The sequence below is a fragment of the Brevinematales bacterium genome (genome assembly GCA_026415355.1).
GTDB lineage: Bacteria > Spirochaetota > Brevinematia > DTOW01 > DTOW01 > SKYB106.
This window is the reverse complement of sequence record JAOAHF010000001.1, coordinates 1-20,601: the sequence shown is the minus strand read 5'-3', so window position 1 is coordinate 20,601 and position 20,601 is coordinate 1. Positions and strand designations below refer to the sequence as shown.

Sequence of the window (20,601 nt, the reverse complement as noted above, 5' to 3'; positions counted from 1 at the left end):
ATTTCTACCGATTTCTAACTCTATCCAAAACGTAATGTACGATTTTAATATTCAGAATATATCCTAACAATGCAAATACTATTAAGAAAATCAATCCGCCAGAAGAAATCAAAATCAACGAAATTATATAATTCGAAAAATCAACGAAAGAGTAAAAAAACTTGATAGAAAAGGATAAAACTAGTGATATCAAAGATAATCTAAACATTTCAGAAAAAATTATGCTTTTGTGACTAATACTATCATACTCTACTATAAAAAGATATAACGAAGATATAACATTAGCAAGCAAAAATGCTAAAGGTATTCCAACGTACGACTTAAAAACAAAAAATACAAACATATTAACCACCAAATTAACTGCAAAGTTTATTATTGAACTAAGAATAGGTATTTTCGTATTTCCCCTCGAGAAGCTTATTCTAACCAGTAGTAAAGATATTGACAAAAAGTAGATTGACAGAGAATATACCGAAAACAACTCATGCGTAAGATCAAGTGCTGAATCTAAATACTTACCTACACCTCCCAAAATAATTCCAGAGATATCCCTATACACAACTCTTACCACATCTTTACTCAAAACAAACATAAAAATGGTTATTGGTATAATTATCAAGTTCAACACTCTAATACTTTGCGAGGCGAATTTTCTAAAATCTTCAATCTTGTTTTTTGAGAAGTAATCTGAAAGAGAATTAAGTCCTACAACAGATATAGCTACTGAAAAAATACCTATAGGAACTTGCATAAGTATATAAGCATTTGTAGAAGCAGCGACAACACCTTCGTAAAAAGAACTAAAAAATCTCGATACAAGACTATTCATCTGAGTTATCATAGAAATACCTATAATAGATAAAAAGCCCATCACAAATGATTTTGTATAATCATCAATTCTAAAAATTTCTCTAATATCAAGACTAAGCCTATATACCTCAACTCTTCTTATAAGGAGCAAAATCTGAAATAAAACCATTCCAAAAGCACCCACTAAAACAGCCCAAGATAAAGAATATATACCTACAGCATTCAAAAGTACTATTACCACTATAGTAAAGATATTAGCTATAACAGGGCTGTATGCAAAACCAAAAAAATTGTTGAACTTAGCAATTTGAAAAGCAGATAGAAAAGATTGAACACTAATCATTAAAACAACTGAAGACATTATCATTATATGAAATGATGTCTCAAGAATTTTATCTTCGCTAAAACCTGGTAAAATTAACTTTGAAATAGGATATGAAAGCACGATTAGAAGTATTACAAATAAGCATGATAATAAAAATACAAATAGAAATGACTTCAAAACAAAGTACTTAAGATAATCCTGATTAGATTCTTTAAGTTTCTTATAATTAGGTATAAAAACATTGTTTATAGCACCCTCTCCAACAAAAACTCTAAATGTGTTTATTATCTGAAAAGCTCCCCAAAAAGTATCAGCAAGACCAAAGTAGAAATTAACAAGAATATTCTTAAAAAGTCCAAGACCTCTTGATAAAAGCGTACCACTTGAATTAACAATAACGTTTATAAAATAAAGCACAAATCTATTTTAAACTATATAGTATACTACAATAAATTTCAAAAGTCACTATTTAAAAAATTTAGAAATATCAATTTTCAAAGCTTAGCAAAACTTTAGGATCCTAAGAAGTGTTTAAAGTTGACAAGAAATGATTAAAATTGTTATACTATATGTTGCTTTAGGTTGGAGAGATACCCAAGCGGCCAACGGGGGTAGACTGTAAATCTACTGGCTTACGCCTTCGGAGGTTCAAATCCTCCTCTCTCCAATGTGGGGAGGTAGCTCAGTCGGTAGAGCGAGGGCCTGAAAAGCCCTGCGTCGGCGGTTCGATTCCGCCCCTTCCCAAGCAAAGGGCCTGTAGCTCAGTCGGTTAGAGCAGCTGACTCATAATCAGCGGGTCGCAGGTTCGAGTCCTGCCGGGCCCACATAAGGTATAAACAGATGAGAGTAAAAGAAATAACTCCCCAAGAAGTTTTGGATATTATCTCTACCTTAATCCAAGTTCAGAATATATATTCAAACATAACTCAGCACAAAAAAAACCTAGAAGAAAAATATCAAAAAATAGACGGCTATAAAAGAGAATTATCTAGATTACAAAGAAGCCTTCAAAAATACGAAAGCAAGAAAAAAGAATTGTTAATACAAAAACAAGTTGTAAATGATAACCTAACATCAAACAAAGAAAGACTAATTGAACTAATGCAAAGAGAAGAAGAAATAGCAAGAAATCAGAGGAGTATTGAGTCCTACAACATAGAAATTACTACAATAAGAGCAACAATAAGTACTATATCAGAAGAACTTAGAGATATAGATCAACAGATAAGCGACATAGAAGATAGATACAACCAAACAAAAACGAGATATGAAAATCTAAAAATAGAATTTCAAGCTGACGAAAAAGTACTAGAAGAAGAAACTAAAGAAGTCTCAAAAGAAATAAAAAGATTAGAAGATATACAAAAGGAGAAACTCTCAAAAATTCCTTTACATATAGCGCAACACTTCTCAAATATACTCCAAAAGAAAAGCGGTGTAGCAATAGTACCTATTAGTAAATTGGGCGAAACTAAAAAATATAAGGAAGAATACCAATATTGTACAGGATGTAACATAATATTACCTTATGTAATCATAGAAAAAATAAAGCATAAAGCAGATATTGTACAGTGTCCAAATTGTTTCAGATATTTATATGATCCATCCTGGTTTGATTAAAAGATTATAGTATAGTAGAATAAGTGTTTATGTCTACCGATGTTATTTCTTTTTGTCCTCTACTGTTGTAGTTCTCCTGAAACGTTTTACAAGAAATCATCTTCTCCAAAACAGCCATCGATACACTCATGGAACTCTCTATTAAAATCCTATTCTCAAAAGAAACTTCCCTTATGTTAGAAATTATTGATATTATCCTATCTCTCAAAGCTATAAGATGATCTCGATTAGAAGCAAATTCTATTATTCTAGACAGGTTTACCTCCCCATCTAGGTTAAGCTTTTTTGATATCCTCTTAGTAAGTTCATTTCTAATAAACTCATACCTATCTAATTCCTTGAATATTTCATCTTCCTGAAGGTTTATATCTGGTAAACTTTCAATACTTCTAGATAATAGCTTTTCTCTCTTTTCACATTCTCTCTCCAATATCAACTCAAGAAGTTTTCTCTCTTCCTCAAGAATATCAACTAATTCCTTCTCCCACATAAAAAACCTCTAATATTATCTTCGGAATATAAACTAAAGTTTAAAGTCCTATAAGAAAAACTCAAAATTAAATTTATCTCCTAAAATACTCACAAAACTATCTTACCTTGTTAAATCTATCTCCATAATTAGACTTTCCTACCAAATATTCCTTTGATAAACAATACTAAGTATTCAATACCAGAAACTACTGTAATCAATACAAGAATAAGTGTGGAATAGTAAGGAAATAACGAAAAAATCCCTAAGTTTGAAAACAACAGTTCTTTCGTAGGCTTATCAATAACCAAATTGACGATTACAAGGTAGATTTGTACGAATACCACTAATACATACTGTGTTGAAGTTTTGACCTTAGCAAAAAATGTGGTAGGAATTGGAAAACCTTTTTTGTCAGAAATAGGCTTAAGTAAACTAACTATAAAGTCTCTAACCAATATGATAAAAAAGAAATATAATGGTATCATAAGGTAGTCTATTGTCAAAATTGCAAGTAAAGTTCCTAAAACCAAAATTTTGTCAGCTATAGGATCAAGAATAAATCCAAACTTAGTCTCAACATTGTACTTCCTTGCTAAAATACCATCAAAAGCGTCAGTTAAGGCACTCAAAATAAAAAGGATTAGAGATATAAAAAAATTAACAACACCCCCACTAACTATTAACCAAAATATTATTGGTAATATCAAAATTCTAGATAAAGTAAAAGCATTCACTATGAAAATCTTAACTCTATACTGTTCTTGCATACAGATCATATCCTACTACTTTAACTATAAAACCATCAACAAAATCTCCCTTTTTAAGTTTCTTTGAAGAAACTAAATGAACTGAACCATCAACTTCAGGAGAATTATATTCTGTCCTAGCTATATAGTTATTGTCATCTAAAACAACATCAACCAACACCTTTTTAACTTTGCCAACCATTCTCTTCAAATTGTTTTGAGTTATAGATTGTTGAAGTTTTAATAATGCATTTCTTCGTCTTGTTTTTGTAGCCCTTGGTACATTATCTACCATACTATAAGCATACGTATTCTCCTCATTAGAATATGAAAAAATACCTACCCATGTAAATTTAACATCCTCTACAAACTCTTTAAGCTCATCAAAATCTTCCTTAGTCTCACCGGGAAAACCAACTATAAAGGTACTTCTTATAGCAACATCCCTTATTCTATTTCTCAATTTATTGATTAGCCTTATATAATCCTCTTTGCTACCACCCCTTCTCATAAGTTTCAAAATTCTATCGCTAGCATGCTGAAACGGAATATCTACATACTTACAAACTTTATCAATTGATGCAATAGACTCTATTATATCATCACTAACCTCTGTAGGGTATAGGTAGTGTAATCTTATCCACTCTACCCCTTGTATCTTACTTAGTCTATACAAAAGCTCAGATAACTTTGGTTTACCATACAAATCAATACCATAACTACTCGTATCTTGAGATACAAGTATAATTTCTTTTATACCGTTATCAACCAAAAATTTAACTTCATCTTCCAAACTTTCAATACTTCTACTTCTTTGCTTACCCCTTATAATGGGTATAGCACAAAAAGAACAAGTGTGATTACACCCTTCAGATATCTTAACATAAGCATAAGGTAAATCAGTATTCACAAGTCTTCTAAAATCTCTTTCAGCAAAAACTATATCTCTGTACTCCAAAGAAGTATCCAAAATTTTAGATTTACTATCACTACCTAACATTTCCACCATCATTAAGTAATCTCTTACACCAGATATGTAATCTATCTCTGGTATTTCCCTGAGCAACTCATCTCTATATCTCTCCGCTAAACAACCAAACACGACTAATTTTTGTACATTTGGTCGCTTTCTGTTTATTTCTTCCTTAATCTTTGCGTATGAAAGTATATATTCAATAGATTCTTGTTTAGCATCCTCTATAAATCCACAAGTATTTACCATAATAATATCCGCTTCTTCAGGAGTATTAGTTATAGTAGCCCCTTTTTGAGCAAGTAAATAAGAAACTCTTTCAGAATCAACTACATTCTTAGCACACCCCAGTGTTTCAATAAAAACTTTTTTACCTCTAAAATCCGACATTTCCTATAAATTTTAAAAAACTATCCTATCATTTTTCTATTTAAAAATCTATTACTCTACCAAAGTTACATTTACAAAATTTTCCCTTACCAAATTCTCCGAAATATTAGAAAATTTGAGTTTAGCAGAGAAACTCAAAAAGAATAAGTTTATAAAAAATGGATAAAATAATAGTATTCACAAATAACCTGCTCAAGAAACTTTCTAAACACATAAGTTCAAAGTATCTACCAATAAAAAGATACGACATAATGATTTACAAAGATTTAGCAGTAAGTTATACCCTCTCATTCCTCGTTATATCACTAGTAGTCTGGATAAAAGAGATATATCTAATATACATACAATACATACAAAAAGGGGCACAGTTTTGGACTACCATAAGTATATTTTTCTACAGTCTTCCATTTACTATGGCAATAACAATACCCGCAGGTATGATTATGGGAACCCTCTTGACATTTAACAAGCTATCCACCAACTTAGAAATTCTAATTTTACGAGCAAGTGGTATTAAAAAAACTAGATTATTTTTACCTGTACTTATATTCTCTATATTTGTAGCAGGATTAACCTATGTATTCTTCGATACGATATTAATAAAAGGCAATGAAATGTACCTAAGATCAATGATAAAAATGAGAATAGAAAAACCATTCATCGACATAAGTCCTGGAGAGTTTCCAAAAATAGGAGACTTCAACATAGGATTTGAAGATATACAAGGTAGCGACATGAAAGGAGTTGAAATATACCAAAAACTACAGAACTCAGAAAGAATAATCAAAGCAAGTACAGGAAGAATAATATCAACAGAAGATACTCCATATTATACTATACTACTTCATAACGGAACATATATTGAAAAATCATCCGATGGTAGCATCTTTTCATCACAGTTCAAAGAAGCAGAACTAAGGGTAGACTATGAAGTATCTTACATTCCATCATTCAATACAGAACAACAACCTAGATTGATGTCAAGATATAAAACAGAAAGAATAATAATCAATATAGCATCTCAAAATCTTGTCAAAGCTAAACTAAAGGAACTAGAAATACTGAACCAAAAAATCATGGAAGAGTACAAGAAGCTAATATACTTCCTACCTATCTACATAACATCTCTTCTAAGAGATAATGATACAAAAAACAAAAGTCATAGAGATTTGCAAAAAATAATATCTAACATTTCAGATTTAAATCTAAAGATAAAAACTATAAATACAACTCCGGAAATAGTAAACTACAATATCTTCGTTTTTGAACAGCATAAAAAAACTTCAATACCCGTATCAGCGATTGTTTATGGAATTATTGGATTTGTCTTCGGTATAATGATAAAAGTAAGAACTGGTAAAGGTGGATCTCTTATAATCGGTATAGTAGTAATACTACTCCAAACATACCTAACATTCGTAGCAGAAATACCAATAAGAAACGGAGAAATGAATCCAATAGTCGGAGCATGGTATTCAAACTTTGTATTAGGCTTGCCAGCTCTATATCTACTTATAAGAGAAAAAAAATAGAAAAACAGAGTAATCAACTAAAAATGCAAAAACCAACTAACATAGTAAAAAATATTACATACTGAATTCCGATTGAAACTTTTTTGAATGACAAAATGCTGCCACAAATGTAAATAACGTAACTAAAATTTTGATTCCAAAAATAAGAAGGGAGCATAGATGCTCCCTTTAATATCAGTTAGTATAATACCAAGTCACATTAGTAAAAACATCTGAACCAACAAACAACAGACTATATTCCCCAGTTCCATTTACCGTGTTTGTTGCAATAGAAAAATCTGAAAAGTCACCACCGTTTATGTTATTGTCATCAACTAACTTACAGCTAAATATACCACCTGTCAATGTCTTAGTCGAATATAGGTTTATAACTACAGTATTAGCTTCAACCTTCCTAGTTGAGCAAATATAACCTTGACCAGTATCTCCAAACAATCCACAACCAAATAAGAATGGATTATAACTTGAATTTGGAGTACCATTTATGACATTAGTAATTGTAGCTTTCACAAGATTATAATTCAAATTTACAGTTGTTTGGTTGGAAATTATAACATGATAAAATCCAGTTGTATCGTACTCCGAACTCCCTGAAAAACCTTGTAATTCTAGAATACCATTATTATTATCATCCTTAGCAATAATAATAAAAAAGTTGAAATTAGTATTTGTATCGATATACAACTCGTAGTTGTTTAGAGGTAAATTTATACCTTGGTAAACGTTACCTGCTAGTAATGATATAAAATACTCTAAGTCTAAAAATTTAAATTGATTAGCATCAGTACCTACCAAAGATAAATTAATCAATGTTCTCAATATGTGGAAGTTAGCAGTATTTGTTGAAGGTGTCTCAGGATCGATTGTTATGTTTGATGAACTACCACCAAAAAATCCTGTAGAGTACCATTCCACAGCAGGTTCAGAAAGATCTTTCAAAGAATTGTTATTTATATCCTTAAACATACTAACCACAATATCAGTATTAGTCATATTTGTTACAGTGTAGAATCTGACAACATAACTACTACCAGCAACACTACCAATGGACAACAAGTATAAACTAAATAATGACTGACTTGAAACAGCACTAACAGCAGGTTTAAAACCACTTGCACCATTTATGTATTCAACTTTACCTGTTATCGTATGTGGTACTAGATTAACGGGAACATTAACAGTTACAGCATCAAAAAATACATTTGTAACCTCAAGAGTACCCTCCAAATTCAAAGGTATTGGAGAATATAAAGTATTTGTTTTATCAAGAGAATTGTTATTATTTATATCATAGTATAAACCTATAGTTACATTACCTCCTGGAAAACCATCAATTTGTATAGTATGTTCATAATTAATTAAGTTTGTAGGCGTTTTTTCAACATAACTACCTGTACTTGAAAAAGCATAAACACCTATTCTAAGACCGTAGATATTGTTGCTAATACCTACCTTTAATGTCATAGTTTGGAGGTTAGGTATATTAATATCCTGAGTAACATTATTCGTTATATAAAAGGAATTCAAAGAACTTTCAACAAATGCTTCTCCAAAATCGTACTGAGCATTGTTATTGTTGTCTTTAAAAGCAATTATTTTATAAACATAAGTATTCGAAGCTATATTGATAGTGTATGAATAAGTTGAAGTATTAACTACACCATATATATAGTATTGAGTACCTACAATAGCAACAACTTTCCACTGAGGTAATGGATACCCCGTAAGTGTTCCACTAACCGTGAGTATAGGCACTACCTCAAATCCAACAGTTAGATTGGCAGTTCCAATAGTAATTTGTTTAGTAATCTTACTTTCGCCAGGATCAACGTAACCATTATTATTGTCATCTTTATAAATACCAACAGTAGCAATCCCCCAGTTTATAGGAACTTTTACAGAATAATCCCTGGGCTCTCCACTACTCGCAACTGTACCATATATGAAATTCACATTATCTTTGGTAGCAAAAGGCTTCCAACTAGATACATAGTTGATTATCTTTCCCGATATGGTAATAGTCTGCTGTTGCTGAGTCATACTATCTGTTTGATTACCAGCTGGTGCAGGCGAACAACTTGTATACAAAAACCATACACCAGCAAAGAGAAACACTAACAAAGTAAATGAAACTATCAGTCTAGTTACCCTAACCATACACAACCTCCACTAAATAAATTTCTATTAATATAGTAGGATTTTTTTCTGAGTTTTTCAAGTCAGAAATTTTTCATTACTTACGATAAATGCTTTGAAAAAGTGAAACTTGTTTTAGCTGCTTTCTTGACAGTCCGTAAACTTTGTCGAACAGACTAATAACAAAAATCTTCAAAAATCCAAACTACCAATAGAATACCTTTGTAAGATCTCATTTTTGTACTTAATGTTATATTTACCATCTGATACTAAAATTTTGCTTAATCTTCTGACCTCCTAGTAATTCTTACGTGACTAAAAAGAATGTTTTTATTAACTGTAAAGTACCATTGATAAAAGTAATTGTTTGTATAAAGCTGAAGCTTTATATTTTTATAATTAACTTATGGTAGCGGTAATTGATTATGGAGCTGGCAACATAAGAAGTATGGTTAATGCTATTATCAGGGTCGGACAGAGTGTTGGAATTCAAGTTATAGTATCTTCTGATATTGAAACTCTAAAAGAAGCAGATAAGCTAATATTACCTGGTGTAGGAGCTTTTGGTGATGTTATAATGAATCTTAAACAAAAAGGTATAGATAAACTAGTAAGGGATTGGATAAAAAAAGGCAAAAAATTTATGGGTGTTTGTGTAGGGTTACAAGTTTTATTCGAAGTAGGATACGAAAACGGAACTTACGAAGGTATAGGAATTTTCAAAGGAGAAGTTGTTAAATTCTCCAAAGCAGAACCTATACCGCACATAGGATGGAATCAAATAGAAATTGTAAATGAATCTAATTTTTTTAGAAATGAAGATAACGGTAAATTTTTCTACTTTGTCCATTCTTATTATGCAATTCCCAAAGATACCACAATAATAAACACAACTACAAACTACAATGGAGAGGTGTTCACATCATCCATTTTCGCCGACAATGTATTTGCTGTCCAATTTCATCCCGAAAAAAGTCATAAAAATGGTGAGAAAGTTTTAAAACGCTTTTTACTTGAATTTTAGTTTTTATGAGCATAAAAGAAGCTATATTGGAATTAAGAAATAGAATAAGAATAGAAGAAGTTATAGGCAGATACATAAACCTTAAAAAGTCTGGGAAAAATTACATAGCAAACTGTCCATTTCATAATGACAAGACCCCATCCTTTACAGTATCATCGGAGAAGGGATTTTATCATTGTTTTGGATGTGGCAAAAGTGGTGATATATTCACATTTGTAATGGAAATTGAAAAAATATCGTTTATGGAAGCAGTTAAAAAATTAGCTATGGAATATGGTGTTGATATAGATTCGTTTTTGTCCAAAAGTTCAAAAAGTTCAAAACTCATCTCAAATCTCAAACAGATCAATATAGAAGCACAGAAATTTTTTTCATCTTACCTAACAAAAGGAGATAAATCAAAAGAAGGAATAAAATATCTAAAAAGTAGAAAGGTAGATAGTAAAACTGCCGAAAAGTTTAAATTCGGTATGGCTCCAAATTCAAAGGATACCTTATACAGGTTTTTGAAATCGAAGTTCTTTACTGATGACACCATATTTGAGTCAAGACTAGTTGTTAACACAAGTAGTGGTCCAATAGACACGTTTAGATATAGAATCACATTACCGATTGAGAATGAGTATGGGGAGATTGTAGGTTTTGCTGGTAGAACGTTATCTAAAGATGAAAAGGCAAAATATCTAAATTTACCTGAAACCCCAATATTCAAAAAAAGAAACATTCTTTTCGGACTAAACCACGCTAGAAATTCTATAAGAGAAACAGGAAGAGTCATATTAGTAGAAGGATATTTTGATGTAATATCACTTCACAAGAACAATATAACAAATAGTTGTGGGGTTATGGGATCTGCTCTTACATTAGAGCAGCTAAGATTAATTTCAAAGATGGCAAAAGAGATTTATTTATTCTTTGATAATGATAGCGCCGGACTAAATGCTACTGAAAGAACAATTCCTTTCATAATCAATAACTCAGATTTAGAAGTAAAAATAGTAAAAACACCTTATAAAGATCCTGATGAATTTATATCATCATTTGAACACAAAACTGAAACAATAGATCAAAACCTTATAACTAAATACTCCTATAACATAATTGATTTCTTCTTGGAAGTAAACAAAGAGCAAATAAGGACATCAGATAAAAATATAAAAATGTCTTTCTTAACAAGAATGTTTTACTTTATATCTTTACTAAAAAATATCTACGATAAAGAAGAAGGCTTGAAAAAAATTGCTGAAGTTATGAAAGTTAGCGAAGTTATAATAAAATCAGAGTTTGAAAAATATCAACAGAAGCAGAAAATCATAAGTGATAATATTTCAATATCATATTCAAAATTACCTAGTTCCAGCTTAGAAATTGTAATTTCATACTTTATAAGTAAAAACAACTCCCTACTAGAAAACCTAAAAGCAGAAGTGGATATTCAAGATATAAAAGATGAAACCTCAAGAAATTATCTAAGTTTCTTAGATAACTATTTGAATAATGAAGAAATCGATGACGATAAGATCAATACTCTTTACTTGCTTCAGTCTGAAGTTGAATCAAAAGCATCCTCAATAATAAAGACCTTTTCTGAAAACCTAAAAGATGATTTTGAATTTTTGCTTACACTATACAAAATAAAAACAATAAGAGAAAAGAAAAAAGAACTTCAGAGCATCATAGAAAAAGTTTCAAAAACCTCACCAGATCAGGAACTTATCGAGGAATTACTAGAAGAAAAACAATTTCTAACTATTGAAGAGAAAAAAATAAAAGAAACTAAGAAAATAAGTTACTAAATATCGTTTTATAACTTTACTTTCATCCTTTACAAGAGAGTAATCTTTTCTCAACATTCTTCTAAACATCTTTGCCCCCTCGATGTAATCTCCAGTAGAAAACTAATTGAAACATCTTTCATAATAACTATCAGATGGTTTTATCATTAATACCTATTAGTATAGATAATAAGTTTTTCGGAATAGAAATCGATAATGTTGTTGAGATAATTAGTAGCAAAGAATTTTTCATAATTCCTAAAGTTCCTAGCTTTACTGTAGGACTTGTAAATATAAGGGGAGAAATAATACCAGTGTTCAGCTTAAAAAACATTTTGTTTGGAACTAAACAAGACATAACAGGAAATACTTTGACAAACATCATAACATGTAAAGTTAACGACAAGAAACTATGCTTACTTGTTGATAAACTTTACAAAGTTATATATGCAAGTGATGAAAATATAAAAAGCTATACAGAAAACATATGGAAAGACCTTAGATTTATAAAATTTTTCGTGGACGTAAAAGAGTTCAATGCTTTAATAGGTGTCATAGACATCCAAAACATCATAAAGTACATCGATAAAACAAATAAGGATTTTTACAAACTATCAAGGAGGTAATAATGAGGATAGAATATATAAATCCATTTATAGAAGCAACATTCGAAATTCTCTCTGAGATTCTAAAGACAGACCAAATAAAAAGAGGAGACTTATTTCTTAAGAAAGGTACATCCCCCACACACTCTGTAAGTATAATAGTTGGCGTTACTGGACCAGCAAATGGCAGAGTAATAATTGATATGGACGAAACAACAGCAATCAAGGTAGTATCTATAATGACCTCTTCTGAAATCAACTCTATCTCGCAGCTAGGGGACTATGAAAAGTCAGCATTAAGCGAGTTAGGGAACATGATAACAGGAAATGCAATAACTAGACTATATAAAAAAGGGTTTACATTTGTTCTTACTCCACCAACAGTTATTATAGGAAAAGATTACGAAATAGACACTCCACAAATAGAAACTTTAGTAGTTCCCGTAATATCACCAATAGGCCAAATTGATATAAACATAGCACTTAAAGAATCGTAGTATGTACGTAGGAATAATAAGTAGTATTTCCATAAGCGGTAACAATTTACTATCATTCCTCAAAAAGAAGGGGTTTAGTGGTAGTGTTTTATCTTCTAATCAAGTTTCTAAAGATACCATAGCAGACTTTGTAAAAAAAGCCGATATCATAATAGTGGATGTATTTCCTTCATATTTAAAAGAAACTATATCAAAAATCAAACAGCTAGATGCAAACAAAGCTATATTCGTGTTGGGTAATAATGAATCTTACACAGACTTGTTAGAAGTTCTAAAACTAGGAATCTACAAATACATAAAAAAACCATTTGATCTAGAAATACTAAACAAACTCCTCAAAGAATACCAATCAAAAGAAGAAATAAACGAAAGAAACATCAAAAAAGGATTTGCCATATATACAAGAAAAGTGAATGATATAATAACTGTCAATATTTTCGGATATTTCCAAGAAGAAATCATAAAAGAACTTAAGGAAATATTAAAAAATAATACAAAAGTAATAATATCACTAAACGGTATTAGTTCATCTAATTTAAATCCAGAAACACTAGGTAAATTGAAAGAAGTTTTACAAAGTAATACTAGCAATATAAGAATAGTACTCTTAAGAGAAAAAATCAAAAACATTTTAGTTGAAGAAGGTATAGACGAAAGTTTAATATATCCAAATGAGTTCTTAGCAGTCAAAAGCTTCTAGAGGAGGTTATAGATTATGGTAGAACAAATAAATATAGTAAAACCCGATGGTAGTAAATACAAAGCATTAGTAGTAGATGATTCTGCATTCACACTCAAACAGATTACCCAAATTCTAATGTCTGCAGGTATCGAAGTTATCGGTAACGCTCCAAGGGGAGAAGATGCTATAAGGATGTACAAAGAATTCTATCCTAATGTTGATTTTGTCACACTTGATATAACTATGCCTGACATCGATGGATTACAGGTACTAAAGGAAATCCTATCATTCGATAAGAATGCTAAAGTGATAATGGTTACCGCACTAGGAAGAGAGGACATAGTTAAGACTGCCATAATGAACGGAGCAAAAGGTTTCATCCTCAAGCCTCTTGACAGACAAAAAGTTCTCGAAAGGCTAAAAGCAATACTTGGAGCTTAATGATAGGAATAACCATAGGAGATCCTCTTGGTGTAGGGCCAGAAGTACTTATAAAATCACTACTACACCTATCTGAAGAAGAAAAAAGCAATATCATACTTATAGGCAGTATAAACTTATTCAGAAGTTGGGCTGAGTTTTACGGAATAAATTTGAAATTAGTCAATTATGCAAAAAAATCAGAAGAAGGTATAAAAGTCTTTGATGTAGGAGTTGATATAAATACCATTGATGAATTATCACTAGACATTTCAACAAAGATATCACTTTTAAGTATAGACGCTTCTATTTATCTCTTGAAAAATAAAAAAATAAAAGGAGTTGTCAATAGTCCAGTATCAAAAGAAAGAATCTCTTCCATTCTACCAAACTTCAAAGGTCATACTGGGTACTATGCTAGCAAATTCACCATAAAAAACTACAACATGGCTTTCTACAGTAACGATTTAAGAATAGTACTTTTAACAGAACATATTCCACTAAAGGATGTACCCAAATATGTATCCGAAGGTAAACTAAAAACAACTATACAAAATGCTTACAAATGGATATTAGAGTTAGAAAATAGAGAAAACATAAAGATTGGAATTTGCGGATTAAATCCTCATGCTGGTGAGGGGGGAAAAATAGGTAAAGAAGAAAAAATAATAAAAAATGTTATAGAACTTTTTGACTTCGAAATCATAGGTCCACTACCACCTGATACTGCTTTTGTTGAGTACAAAAGGGAAAAATTGGATTGTCTTATATGTATGTACCATGACCAAGGATTAATAGGATTTAAGATATTACACTTCGAAGACGGAATTAATGTTACACTAGGATTACCTTTTGTGAGAAGCAGTCCTGATCATGGGACTGCTTTTAATATAGCAAGAAAAGGAATTGCTAATCACATAAGTATGCTTAACGCCATAAGATATGCATTAGGGGTTGAATCTAAGAGCAAAAGACAATGCTAAACTTCTATTAGCATCTAACAAATCAAGTCCATTTACACCAATACTTATCCACTTAGCAGGTACGATGTTTAAACCTAGATTAAACACCCCTCTTCTATCGTTAGCAAAGAATGGATCGTAGAAAATTCTATAAGAGTAATTAGCCAACTCTGCTCTAATAAATAAAATATCAGCATATACAGACTTCTGTACTCCGAAAAATACATTCAAGTTCCAATCATATCTAGGAGTAAACGCCATTCCAAAACCAAATGTCAAATCCCAACCACCACCTATGCTAAGTCCAAAAAGTCCATTACCACCAAGTAGCATCAATGAGAATGCTATGTCATCAACTTGAGTAAACCATTGTAAATCACCATATATCCCTATACCAGATGCTATCTGATACTTTGCTGAAAATATAACAGGTAGAATTCCACCAGAAGTTGAGTAATCAACAGCAACACCTAAATTAAAGCCTTGAAATGCAATACTCAAAGCAGGAGAAAAAACAACATCTGGCAACAAAACTACTTGTCCTCCTATTCCTATCTCAAACGACTTTGATACATCTAAAGATGGATACATTATTATACCAGTTCCACCTGTCGATGCAAGATCAAAATCCTTTGAAAGAGAATACAAACTACTCGCAAAAGAAATTACAATCAAGAGTATCATTACATAGACCAATCTTTTCATAAAACCCTCCTAAATGTGAATTTAAAAGTATGTACTAAATAAATTTCAATAAAATAAATCTTCAATTCATATCCAAAATACTACAAACTAAATAAATGCTATACTTGTAAACCAATGGCCTTCTCTCAAATCAAAAGTTTTACAATCAAACCAAACACTCTACCTAAACAAAAAATCCCAAAATTAACAACATACTAAACCCACTAATTAATTTGAAATCAAGTAGAAAAGAGGATTAGATTTTTTTATACTATTTCTCGTAGGAGGAGATTATGAAAAGAGTTTTCTACTTAGGCTTAACAGTAATATTCATATTTTTAATGCTAGGATGTCCTGCTCCTAGACCAGACAAAGAGTTGGAACTTGCTAAAGAAAAACTAGAAATTGCAAAAAATGAAGAAGCGCCTGTTTTTGCTAAAGAAGACTTTACAACAGCAGAAAAAAACTATATAGACGCAACGAACCTAGTCAACCAAGGTAAAAACGAAGATGCCAAAACAAAAGCACTGATATCTATAACAAATTCCGAAAGAGCAATATTAAACACTAGAATGAGAAAAGCTCAGGAAAGTCTATCAAAATTAGAAAATCTACTAAAAGAAGCAGAATCATTAAGAATGGATGTTGTATATCCTGAGAGTTATAATAACTATACAAACTCTTATGCATTATCTATCTCACTTTATAACTCCTCAAACTATGTAGAATCTCTTAACAATTCACAAAAAACTATATCAGAAGTAGAAATAACTTTAAAGGAACTCAAGGACAAATGGAATACTGCCAGGTCAGAGCTAAATAGAGTAATATCAAGAACGGAAAGATTAAAGAAAGTAGCAAAATGGTTATCAGCTGAAGTCCAAGAAATTGAAGCAACTATAAATGAAGCTAGAAACTTACTTAACGAAGCCAAATTAGACGAAAGTATCCAAAAATCAAGAGAGGCAAACACCAAAATAGACGAAATAGTCCAAAAACTAAAACAGAAAAACGAACAAGAACTTGATAACACAGGTAAAAAGCTTAAGGAGTATAAAATAAACAGTATTTCAATAAAATTCTTATACTTTGCAAGCTCAAAAGAAATAGTATATAACGCACTAAAAAACACTGGAATCAAAATAGCGCTAGTATACGAAGAAGCAGCATCTCCAAAACAAGAAAATATTGATGTTTCAAAAATGTCAGATCAAGAGCTCAAAAGTTATAAGAACTCTTTAGAAACCGAACTATCATCAATAAAAGAAGAAATCAAAGTCCTATACTCTCAAGCACAGGAAGATTACAACAACTCAAACTACGAAGATTCATTAGAAAAACTAGACAGAATAAATCAGTTGCTTGAGGTATATTCACTAAAGTTAAACCAATTCAACATCGTAGAAAAAGAAATTGAAAAGAGAAAAGCAAAATTTGCCAAACAACCTTCTAAAAACATATATTCTGTCAAAAGTGGTGACTTCCTATCAAGGATAGCAGGCAAATTATTCAGAGGACAATATTGGTGGTGGCCAAAGATATTCACATTAAACAAAGATAAAATAACAGACCCCGATATAATCGAAGTAGGAACAGAACTAATAATACCACCAATACCCGAAGAATAAACTTCAGATGATCACAGATGAAGATATCATAAAAGAATTTTTATCCAAACAAGGTAATGCCAAAAAAGAGGCTTTTACCTTGTTATACAATAAATATCATAACTTAGTATATGATTTTGGCAGAACAATGGGTATAGATAGGGAAAACTGTGAAGATTTTGTTCAAGAAGTATTCCTAAAAGTTATAAAAAGAATAGGCAGTTTTGACATTAGAAAAAAGTTTTTCCCTTGGTTCTACTCAATAGTTAGGAACACAGCCTACGACTTTTTGAAAAAGCACAAATACCAAAACGAAAATTATAGAATAACTTCATATACAAAAAATCCTTACGAGTTTGAAATTGAACTTATCAACCAAGTAAGAGATATAGTATTAAGGTTACCTGATAGAGAAAGAGAAGTTATCTTCTTAAGATTCTACCAAAATCTTTCACCCGAAGAGATCTCAACTACTTTTGGATGTTCCACTAGAACTGTTTATAATATCATCCAAAAAGCACTAGATATTATAAAAAAACACTGGAAGTAGTATTATGAATACTATAAAAGTTGAAAATTTGTATAAATCTTTTGGGAATAACCTGGTACTTAGAGATATTTCATTCTCAATTGAAGATGATAGGTTACTCATAATAGGAAGAAGTGGAATGGGCAAAAGCGTACTCATAAAAAGTATCGTTAGACTATTAGAACCAGATAGAGGTAGAGTATATATTAACGATATCAACGTATCATCACTTAGTGAGAAAGAATTAGAGGAATTCTGGAGAGAAGTTGGTTTTCTGTTTCAGAGCGGAGCATTGTTTGATTCACTTACAGTTGAAGAAAATATACTTTTTGTTCTAGAAAATGTAAGAGGCATAACAGGAGAAACCGCTAAAAAAAGAGCAAAAGAAGTTTTGGAGATGGTTGGATTACCCAATGTAGGCAACAAAATGCCATCTGAACTGAGTGGCGGAATGAAAAAAAGAGTTGCTTTAGCAAGAACTATATCAACATACCCAAAAATCTTATTTCTCGATGAACCCACAACTGGCTTAGATCCAATAACATCAGATTACGTTATATCATCCGTAATAGAACTCAAAAACCATCTAAACATACCAATAGTAGTTGTTACACATGATATCGAAGTTATGAAGAAAATTGGTGGCAAAGTGATTATGCTTGAGAATGCAAGTATTGTATTCTTTGGCAACCTTTTTGATATGATATCAAATGGAAATGAATACACAAAACAGTTTCTAAGCGGTATTAGTAATGGACCTATAAAAGTATTATAACATACATAAATGCCTGAAATTACAGCAAAATACCAGTAGTAACATTAACAAACAATTTACTCAAACACAAACTACCAATTTTCAGTAACCACTCCTAAAGACCTAAAGAAACCCCTAAGTTAAAATAAACATATCCCAGATAGAAATTGTATATACCTGTATTATAACCAAATCTAGTAAATACTCCAAATCTATCAGAAATATCATAGCTTATACCAAAAGAAGGCCTTACATCAACTCCAATACTTCCAATACTACCTAGCTCACTAAAACCAACACCATACGAAATCCCTAAATCTACACCTATACCGAAATTAATCTTACTGAATCTAAACATATAATCACTACCAACTATCAAATTAAACTTTAAAAGGTTGACAACATAATCTCCATCAGATCCAAAAGCATACTGTCCCCCTACCCCACCCTTAAGATAAACAGGCACATTAACACCAAACAAGCTTTTTAAACTACTTCTAGGTAATACTTCAACTATAACTCCAGTTCCATCTTCATAAAAAGGTATACCCAAAACTATGTCAATATCAACAGCATAACCACCTGAAACAATAACAAATAGAAATAAACAAAATACACCAAAATTAGATTTCATAATACCATCCTGCCGAATGGAAGTATAACAAAACCTAATTTATTTTTCAATAAACATCATACAATTCTACATTTACCTTGAAATGAAATCTAAAACCTTAAGAGGGGATACCCCCTTATGTTCTCTATTTAATTCCTCTTATTATTACGTTTGTGAATGCAATATTTGCTTTGTAGTCCTGTCCTCCGTTGTTATCCCAAGTTCCACTTCCATTATTAAAGACTACAGCGTAGTTATTACCAACGACATTTATGGTCTTACTCCACCAACCACCTCCCTCATTTACCATATCCTCACCTGGAGCAGTAGTCCAAGTACTACCATTATTGTAGTGTATCTTGACTGTAGTCCAATCAGGTCTATAATATCTAACTTTAACACTAACAGGAGCAGTTCCTGTATACAATCCTCCAACATTAACTATTCCGTTGCTTACATGTATCAGATTACCATACGATATTTTCGAGATGTAGTCTCTATTCATGTTGTTGTCCCACTGAGAGCCATTATTAAATACGAAATCAAAAGTTTCAGAAGTTCCGTTTATTGTCTTACTCCACCAACCATTTCCTTCACTAGCCATTGATTCACCTGGAAGAGCAGTCCAATTACCACTGATATTGTGATGGATATTCACACTACTCCAACTGTTGTTAAAATACTTGACTGTTATTCCGGTGGATGGCATATTTGTAATTGTAAATGGTATAGCATTAGTAGAACTTGCATTGTTTGAAACATCTCTTGCGAATACCCTTAACAGGTTAGTCGTATTTATTGAAAGATTAGTTGTATAGCTCCAAGTTGTTGTTCCTGAAGCCAAGACGAAAGGAGATCCATTTATAGATATAAACACTTCTTTTACGCCACTTTTATCATCCGAGGCACTACCGTAGATTGTTATGTTGGTTTGGTTCATTATCATCTGATTGCTTGCTGGATATGATACACTAACAGTCGGTGGTGTTGTATCATTCATATTAGGAGCACCTTGACTAGATGTTAGACCCCAGTCATAAGTTATATCTACTGATTGACCTCCTACAACTTTGTAATTATCACCTGGTGTCCAATCTACACCATTCCTTCTGAACTTAAATTCAATATTTCTACCACTAGGAACCGAAGTAGAAGTCCAGACCCATATATTTCTACCGCTACTATCAGTACCTTTGTATGTCATTACAGTAGCAGGACCACTACCCCACCAAGTCATACCGGGAACTATATTGTTGTTATCATTAGCACTCGTAGGTGGAGAATAACTACCGCAAACTCCGACAAAGTTTGCTCCTCCGACAAAGGATCTTAATACTATCGTAGTTATTGGCACGCTACCAACATATTTTATGGTATAAGCAAGTGTAGCATCATTAAACTCTATCTGGTAAGGACCCGTAACAGGTGCTTCAAATGTTATAGGA

20 protein-coding genes and 3 tRNA genes are annotated in these 20,601 nt (G+C 31.5%); 15 read left to right on the top strand and 8 right to left on the bottom strand.

Going from position 1 to position 20,601, the window contains the following annotated elements; genetic code table 11:
- Positions 1-4 precede the first annotated feature (4 nt).
- Complete coding sequence (locus N2712_00115) at positions 5-1,552, bottom strand: hypothetical protein (GenBank protein ID MCX8028388.1); 1,548 nt, start codon at positions 1,550-1,552, stop codon at positions 5-7.
- Between the two features lie 167 nt (positions 1,553-1,719).
- Between N2712_00115 and N2712_00110 the strand changes: the two genes are divergently transcribed.
- The 4 genes from N2712_00110 to N2712_00095 all read left to right on the top strand — a co-directional run bounded on the left by N2712_00110 (position 1,720) and on the right by N2712_00095 (position 2,755).
- Positions 1,720-1,802, top strand: a tRNA-Tyr gene (locus tag N2712_00110).
- Positions 1,803-1,806: 4 nt separating this feature from the next.
- Positions 1,807-1,879 (top strand) — tRNA-Phe (locus N2712_00105).
- Between the two features lie 6 nt (positions 1,880-1,885).
- Positions 1,886-1,959: transfer RNA gene (locus N2712_00100), tRNA-Ile, on the top strand.
- Positions 1,960-1,975: 16 nt separating this feature from the next.
- A complete protein-coding gene (locus tag N2712_00095) occupies positions 1,976-2,755 on the top strand; it encodes a hypothetical protein (protein MCX8028387.1) in 780 nt (259 codons plus the stop codon).
- Between the two features lie 4 nt (positions 2,756-2,759).
- Here the strand turns inward: N2712_00095 and flgN are convergent, their stop codons facing one another.
- The 3 genes from flgN to rimO all read right to left on the bottom strand — a co-directional run bounded on the left by flgN (position 2,760) and on the right by rimO (position 5,336).
- Positions 2,760-3,245 carry a flagellar export chaperone FlgN gene (gene flgN / locus N2712_00090; GenBank protein ID MCX8028386.1) on the bottom strand — a complete coding sequence of 162 codons (486 nt, stop codon included), beginning with the start codon at positions 3,243-3,245 and terminating at the stop codon, positions 2,760-2,762.
- 128 nt (positions 3,246-3,373) lie between these two features.
- Positions 3,374-3,994, bottom strand: a complete 621-nt coding sequence (locus tag N2712_00085; GenBank protein ID MCX8028385.1) for a CDP-alcohol phosphatidyltransferase family protein — start codon at positions 3,992-3,994, stop codon at positions 3,374-3,376.
- Positions 3,978-5,336 (bottom strand): 30S ribosomal protein S12 methylthiotransferase RimO, encoded by a 1,359-nt coding sequence (rimO, locus tag N2712_00080; protein ID MCX8028384.1) that lies wholly within the window; start codon positions 5,334-5,336, stop codon positions 3,978-3,980. The genes N2712_00085 and rimO overlap by 17 nt, the downstream gene beginning before the upstream one ends.
- A 158-nt stretch (positions 5,337-5,494) precedes the next feature.
- Here rimO and N2712_00075 point away from each other — a divergent pair, with 158 nt between their 5' ends.
- Positions 5,495-6,868: an LptF/LptG family permease gene (locus N2712_00075; GenBank protein ID MCX8028383.1), complete on the top strand. Its 1,374-nt coding sequence runs from the start codon at positions 5,495-5,497 to the stop codon at positions 6,866-6,868.
- Positions 6,869-7,042: 174 nt separating this feature from the next.
- Here the strand turns inward: N2712_00075 and N2712_00070 are convergent, their stop codons facing one another.
- Positions 7,043-9,025 (bottom strand): hypothetical protein, encoded by a 1,983-nt coding sequence (locus N2712_00070; GenBank protein MCX8028382.1) that lies wholly within the window; start codon positions 9,023-9,025, stop codon positions 7,043-7,045.
- A gap of 385 nt (positions 9,026-9,410) precedes the next feature.
- On the opposite strand from N2712_00070, the gene hisH reads away from it, so the two are divergent.
- The 7 genes from hisH to N2712_00035 all read left to right on the top strand — a co-directional run bounded on the left by hisH (position 9,411) and on the right by N2712_00035 (position 14,990).
- A complete protein-coding gene (gene hisH, locus N2712_00065; protein MCX8028381.1) occupies positions 9,411-10,028 on the top strand; it encodes an imidazole glycerol phosphate synthase subunit HisH in 618 nt (205 codons plus the stop codon).
- A 5-nt stretch (positions 10,029-10,033) separates the two neighbouring features.
- Entirely contained in the window at positions 10,034-11,824 is a 1,791-nt protein-coding gene (dnaG, locus tag N2712_00060; GenBank protein ID MCX8028380.1) for a DNA primase, read from the top strand.
- Positions 11,825-11,958: 134 nt separating this feature from the next.
- Positions 11,959-12,429 carry a chemotaxis protein CheW gene (locus N2712_00055; GenBank protein MCX8028379.1) on the top strand — a complete coding sequence of 157 codons (471 nt, stop codon included), beginning with the start codon at positions 11,959-11,961 and terminating at the stop codon, positions 12,427-12,429.
- Positions 12,430-12,431: 2 nt separating this feature from the next.
- On the top strand, positions 12,432-12,905 hold the full coding sequence (locus N2712_00050) for a chemotaxis protein CheX (GenBank protein ID MCX8028378.1): 474 nt from the start codon (positions 12,432-12,434) through the stop codon (positions 12,903-12,905).
- Position 12,906: 1 nt separating this feature from the next.
- The gene (locus tag N2712_00045) at positions 12,907-13,605 is read left to right on the top strand and encodes a hypothetical protein (GenBank protein ID MCX8028377.1); all 699 of its coding nucleotides are present in this window, start codon (positions 12,907-12,909) and stop codon (positions 13,603-13,605) included.
- 15 nt (positions 13,606-13,620) lie between these two features.
- Positions 13,621-14,028 carry a response regulator gene (locus N2712_00040; protein ID MCX8028376.1) on the top strand — a complete coding sequence of 136 codons (408 nt, stop codon included), beginning with the start codon at positions 13,621-13,623 and terminating at the stop codon, positions 14,026-14,028.
- Positions 14,028-14,990 carry a 4-hydroxythreonine-4-phosphate dehydrogenase PdxA gene (locus tag N2712_00035; protein MCX8028375.1) on the top strand — a complete coding sequence of 321 codons (963 nt, stop codon included), beginning with the start codon at positions 14,028-14,030 and terminating at the stop codon, positions 14,988-14,990. The genes N2712_00040 and N2712_00035 overlap by 1 nt, the downstream gene beginning before the upstream one ends.
- On the opposite strand, the gene N2712_00030 is transcribed toward N2712_00035, so the two are convergent.
- Positions 14,955-15,674, bottom strand: a complete 720-nt coding sequence (locus N2712_00030) for a hypothetical protein (GenBank protein MCX8028374.1) — start codon at positions 15,672-15,674, stop codon at positions 14,955-14,957. The genes N2712_00035 and N2712_00030 overlap by 36 nt on opposite strands.
- Before the next feature lie 272 nt (positions 15,675-15,946).
- Here N2712_00030 and N2712_00025 point away from each other — a divergent pair, with 272 nt between their 5' ends.
- Genes N2712_00025 through N2712_00015 form a run of 3 tightly spaced genes read left to right on the top strand, consistent with a single transcriptional unit; the run spans position 15,947 to position 18,564 of the window.
- A complete protein-coding gene (locus tag N2712_00025; GenBank protein ID MCX8028373.1) occupies positions 15,947-17,281 on the top strand; it encodes a LysM peptidoglycan-binding domain-containing protein in 1,335 nt (444 codons plus the stop codon).
- A gap of 7 nt (positions 17,282-17,288) precedes the next feature.
- On the top strand, positions 17,289-17,810 hold the full coding sequence (locus N2712_00020) for a sigma-70 family RNA polymerase sigma factor (protein ID MCX8028372.1): 522 nt from the start codon (positions 17,289-17,291) through the stop codon (positions 17,808-17,810).
- 4 nt (positions 17,811-17,814) lie between these two features.
- The gene (locus N2712_00015; GenBank protein MCX8028371.1) at positions 17,815-18,564 is read left to right on the top strand and encodes an ATP-binding cassette domain-containing protein; all 750 of its coding nucleotides are present in this window, start codon (positions 17,815-17,817) and stop codon (positions 18,562-18,564) included.
- 94 nt (positions 18,565-18,658) lie between these two features.
- Here the strand turns inward: N2712_00015 and N2712_00010 are convergent, their stop codons facing one another.
- Positions 18,659-19,177: a hypothetical protein gene (locus tag N2712_00010; protein ID MCX8028370.1), complete on the bottom strand. Its 519-nt coding sequence runs from the start codon at positions 19,175-19,177 to the stop codon at positions 18,659-18,661.
- 124 nt (positions 19,178-19,301) lie between these two features.
- On the bottom strand, positions 19,302-20,601 hold a 1,300-nt coding region (locus tag N2712_00005; protein MCX8028369.1), incomplete at its 5' end, for a carbohydrate-binding protein.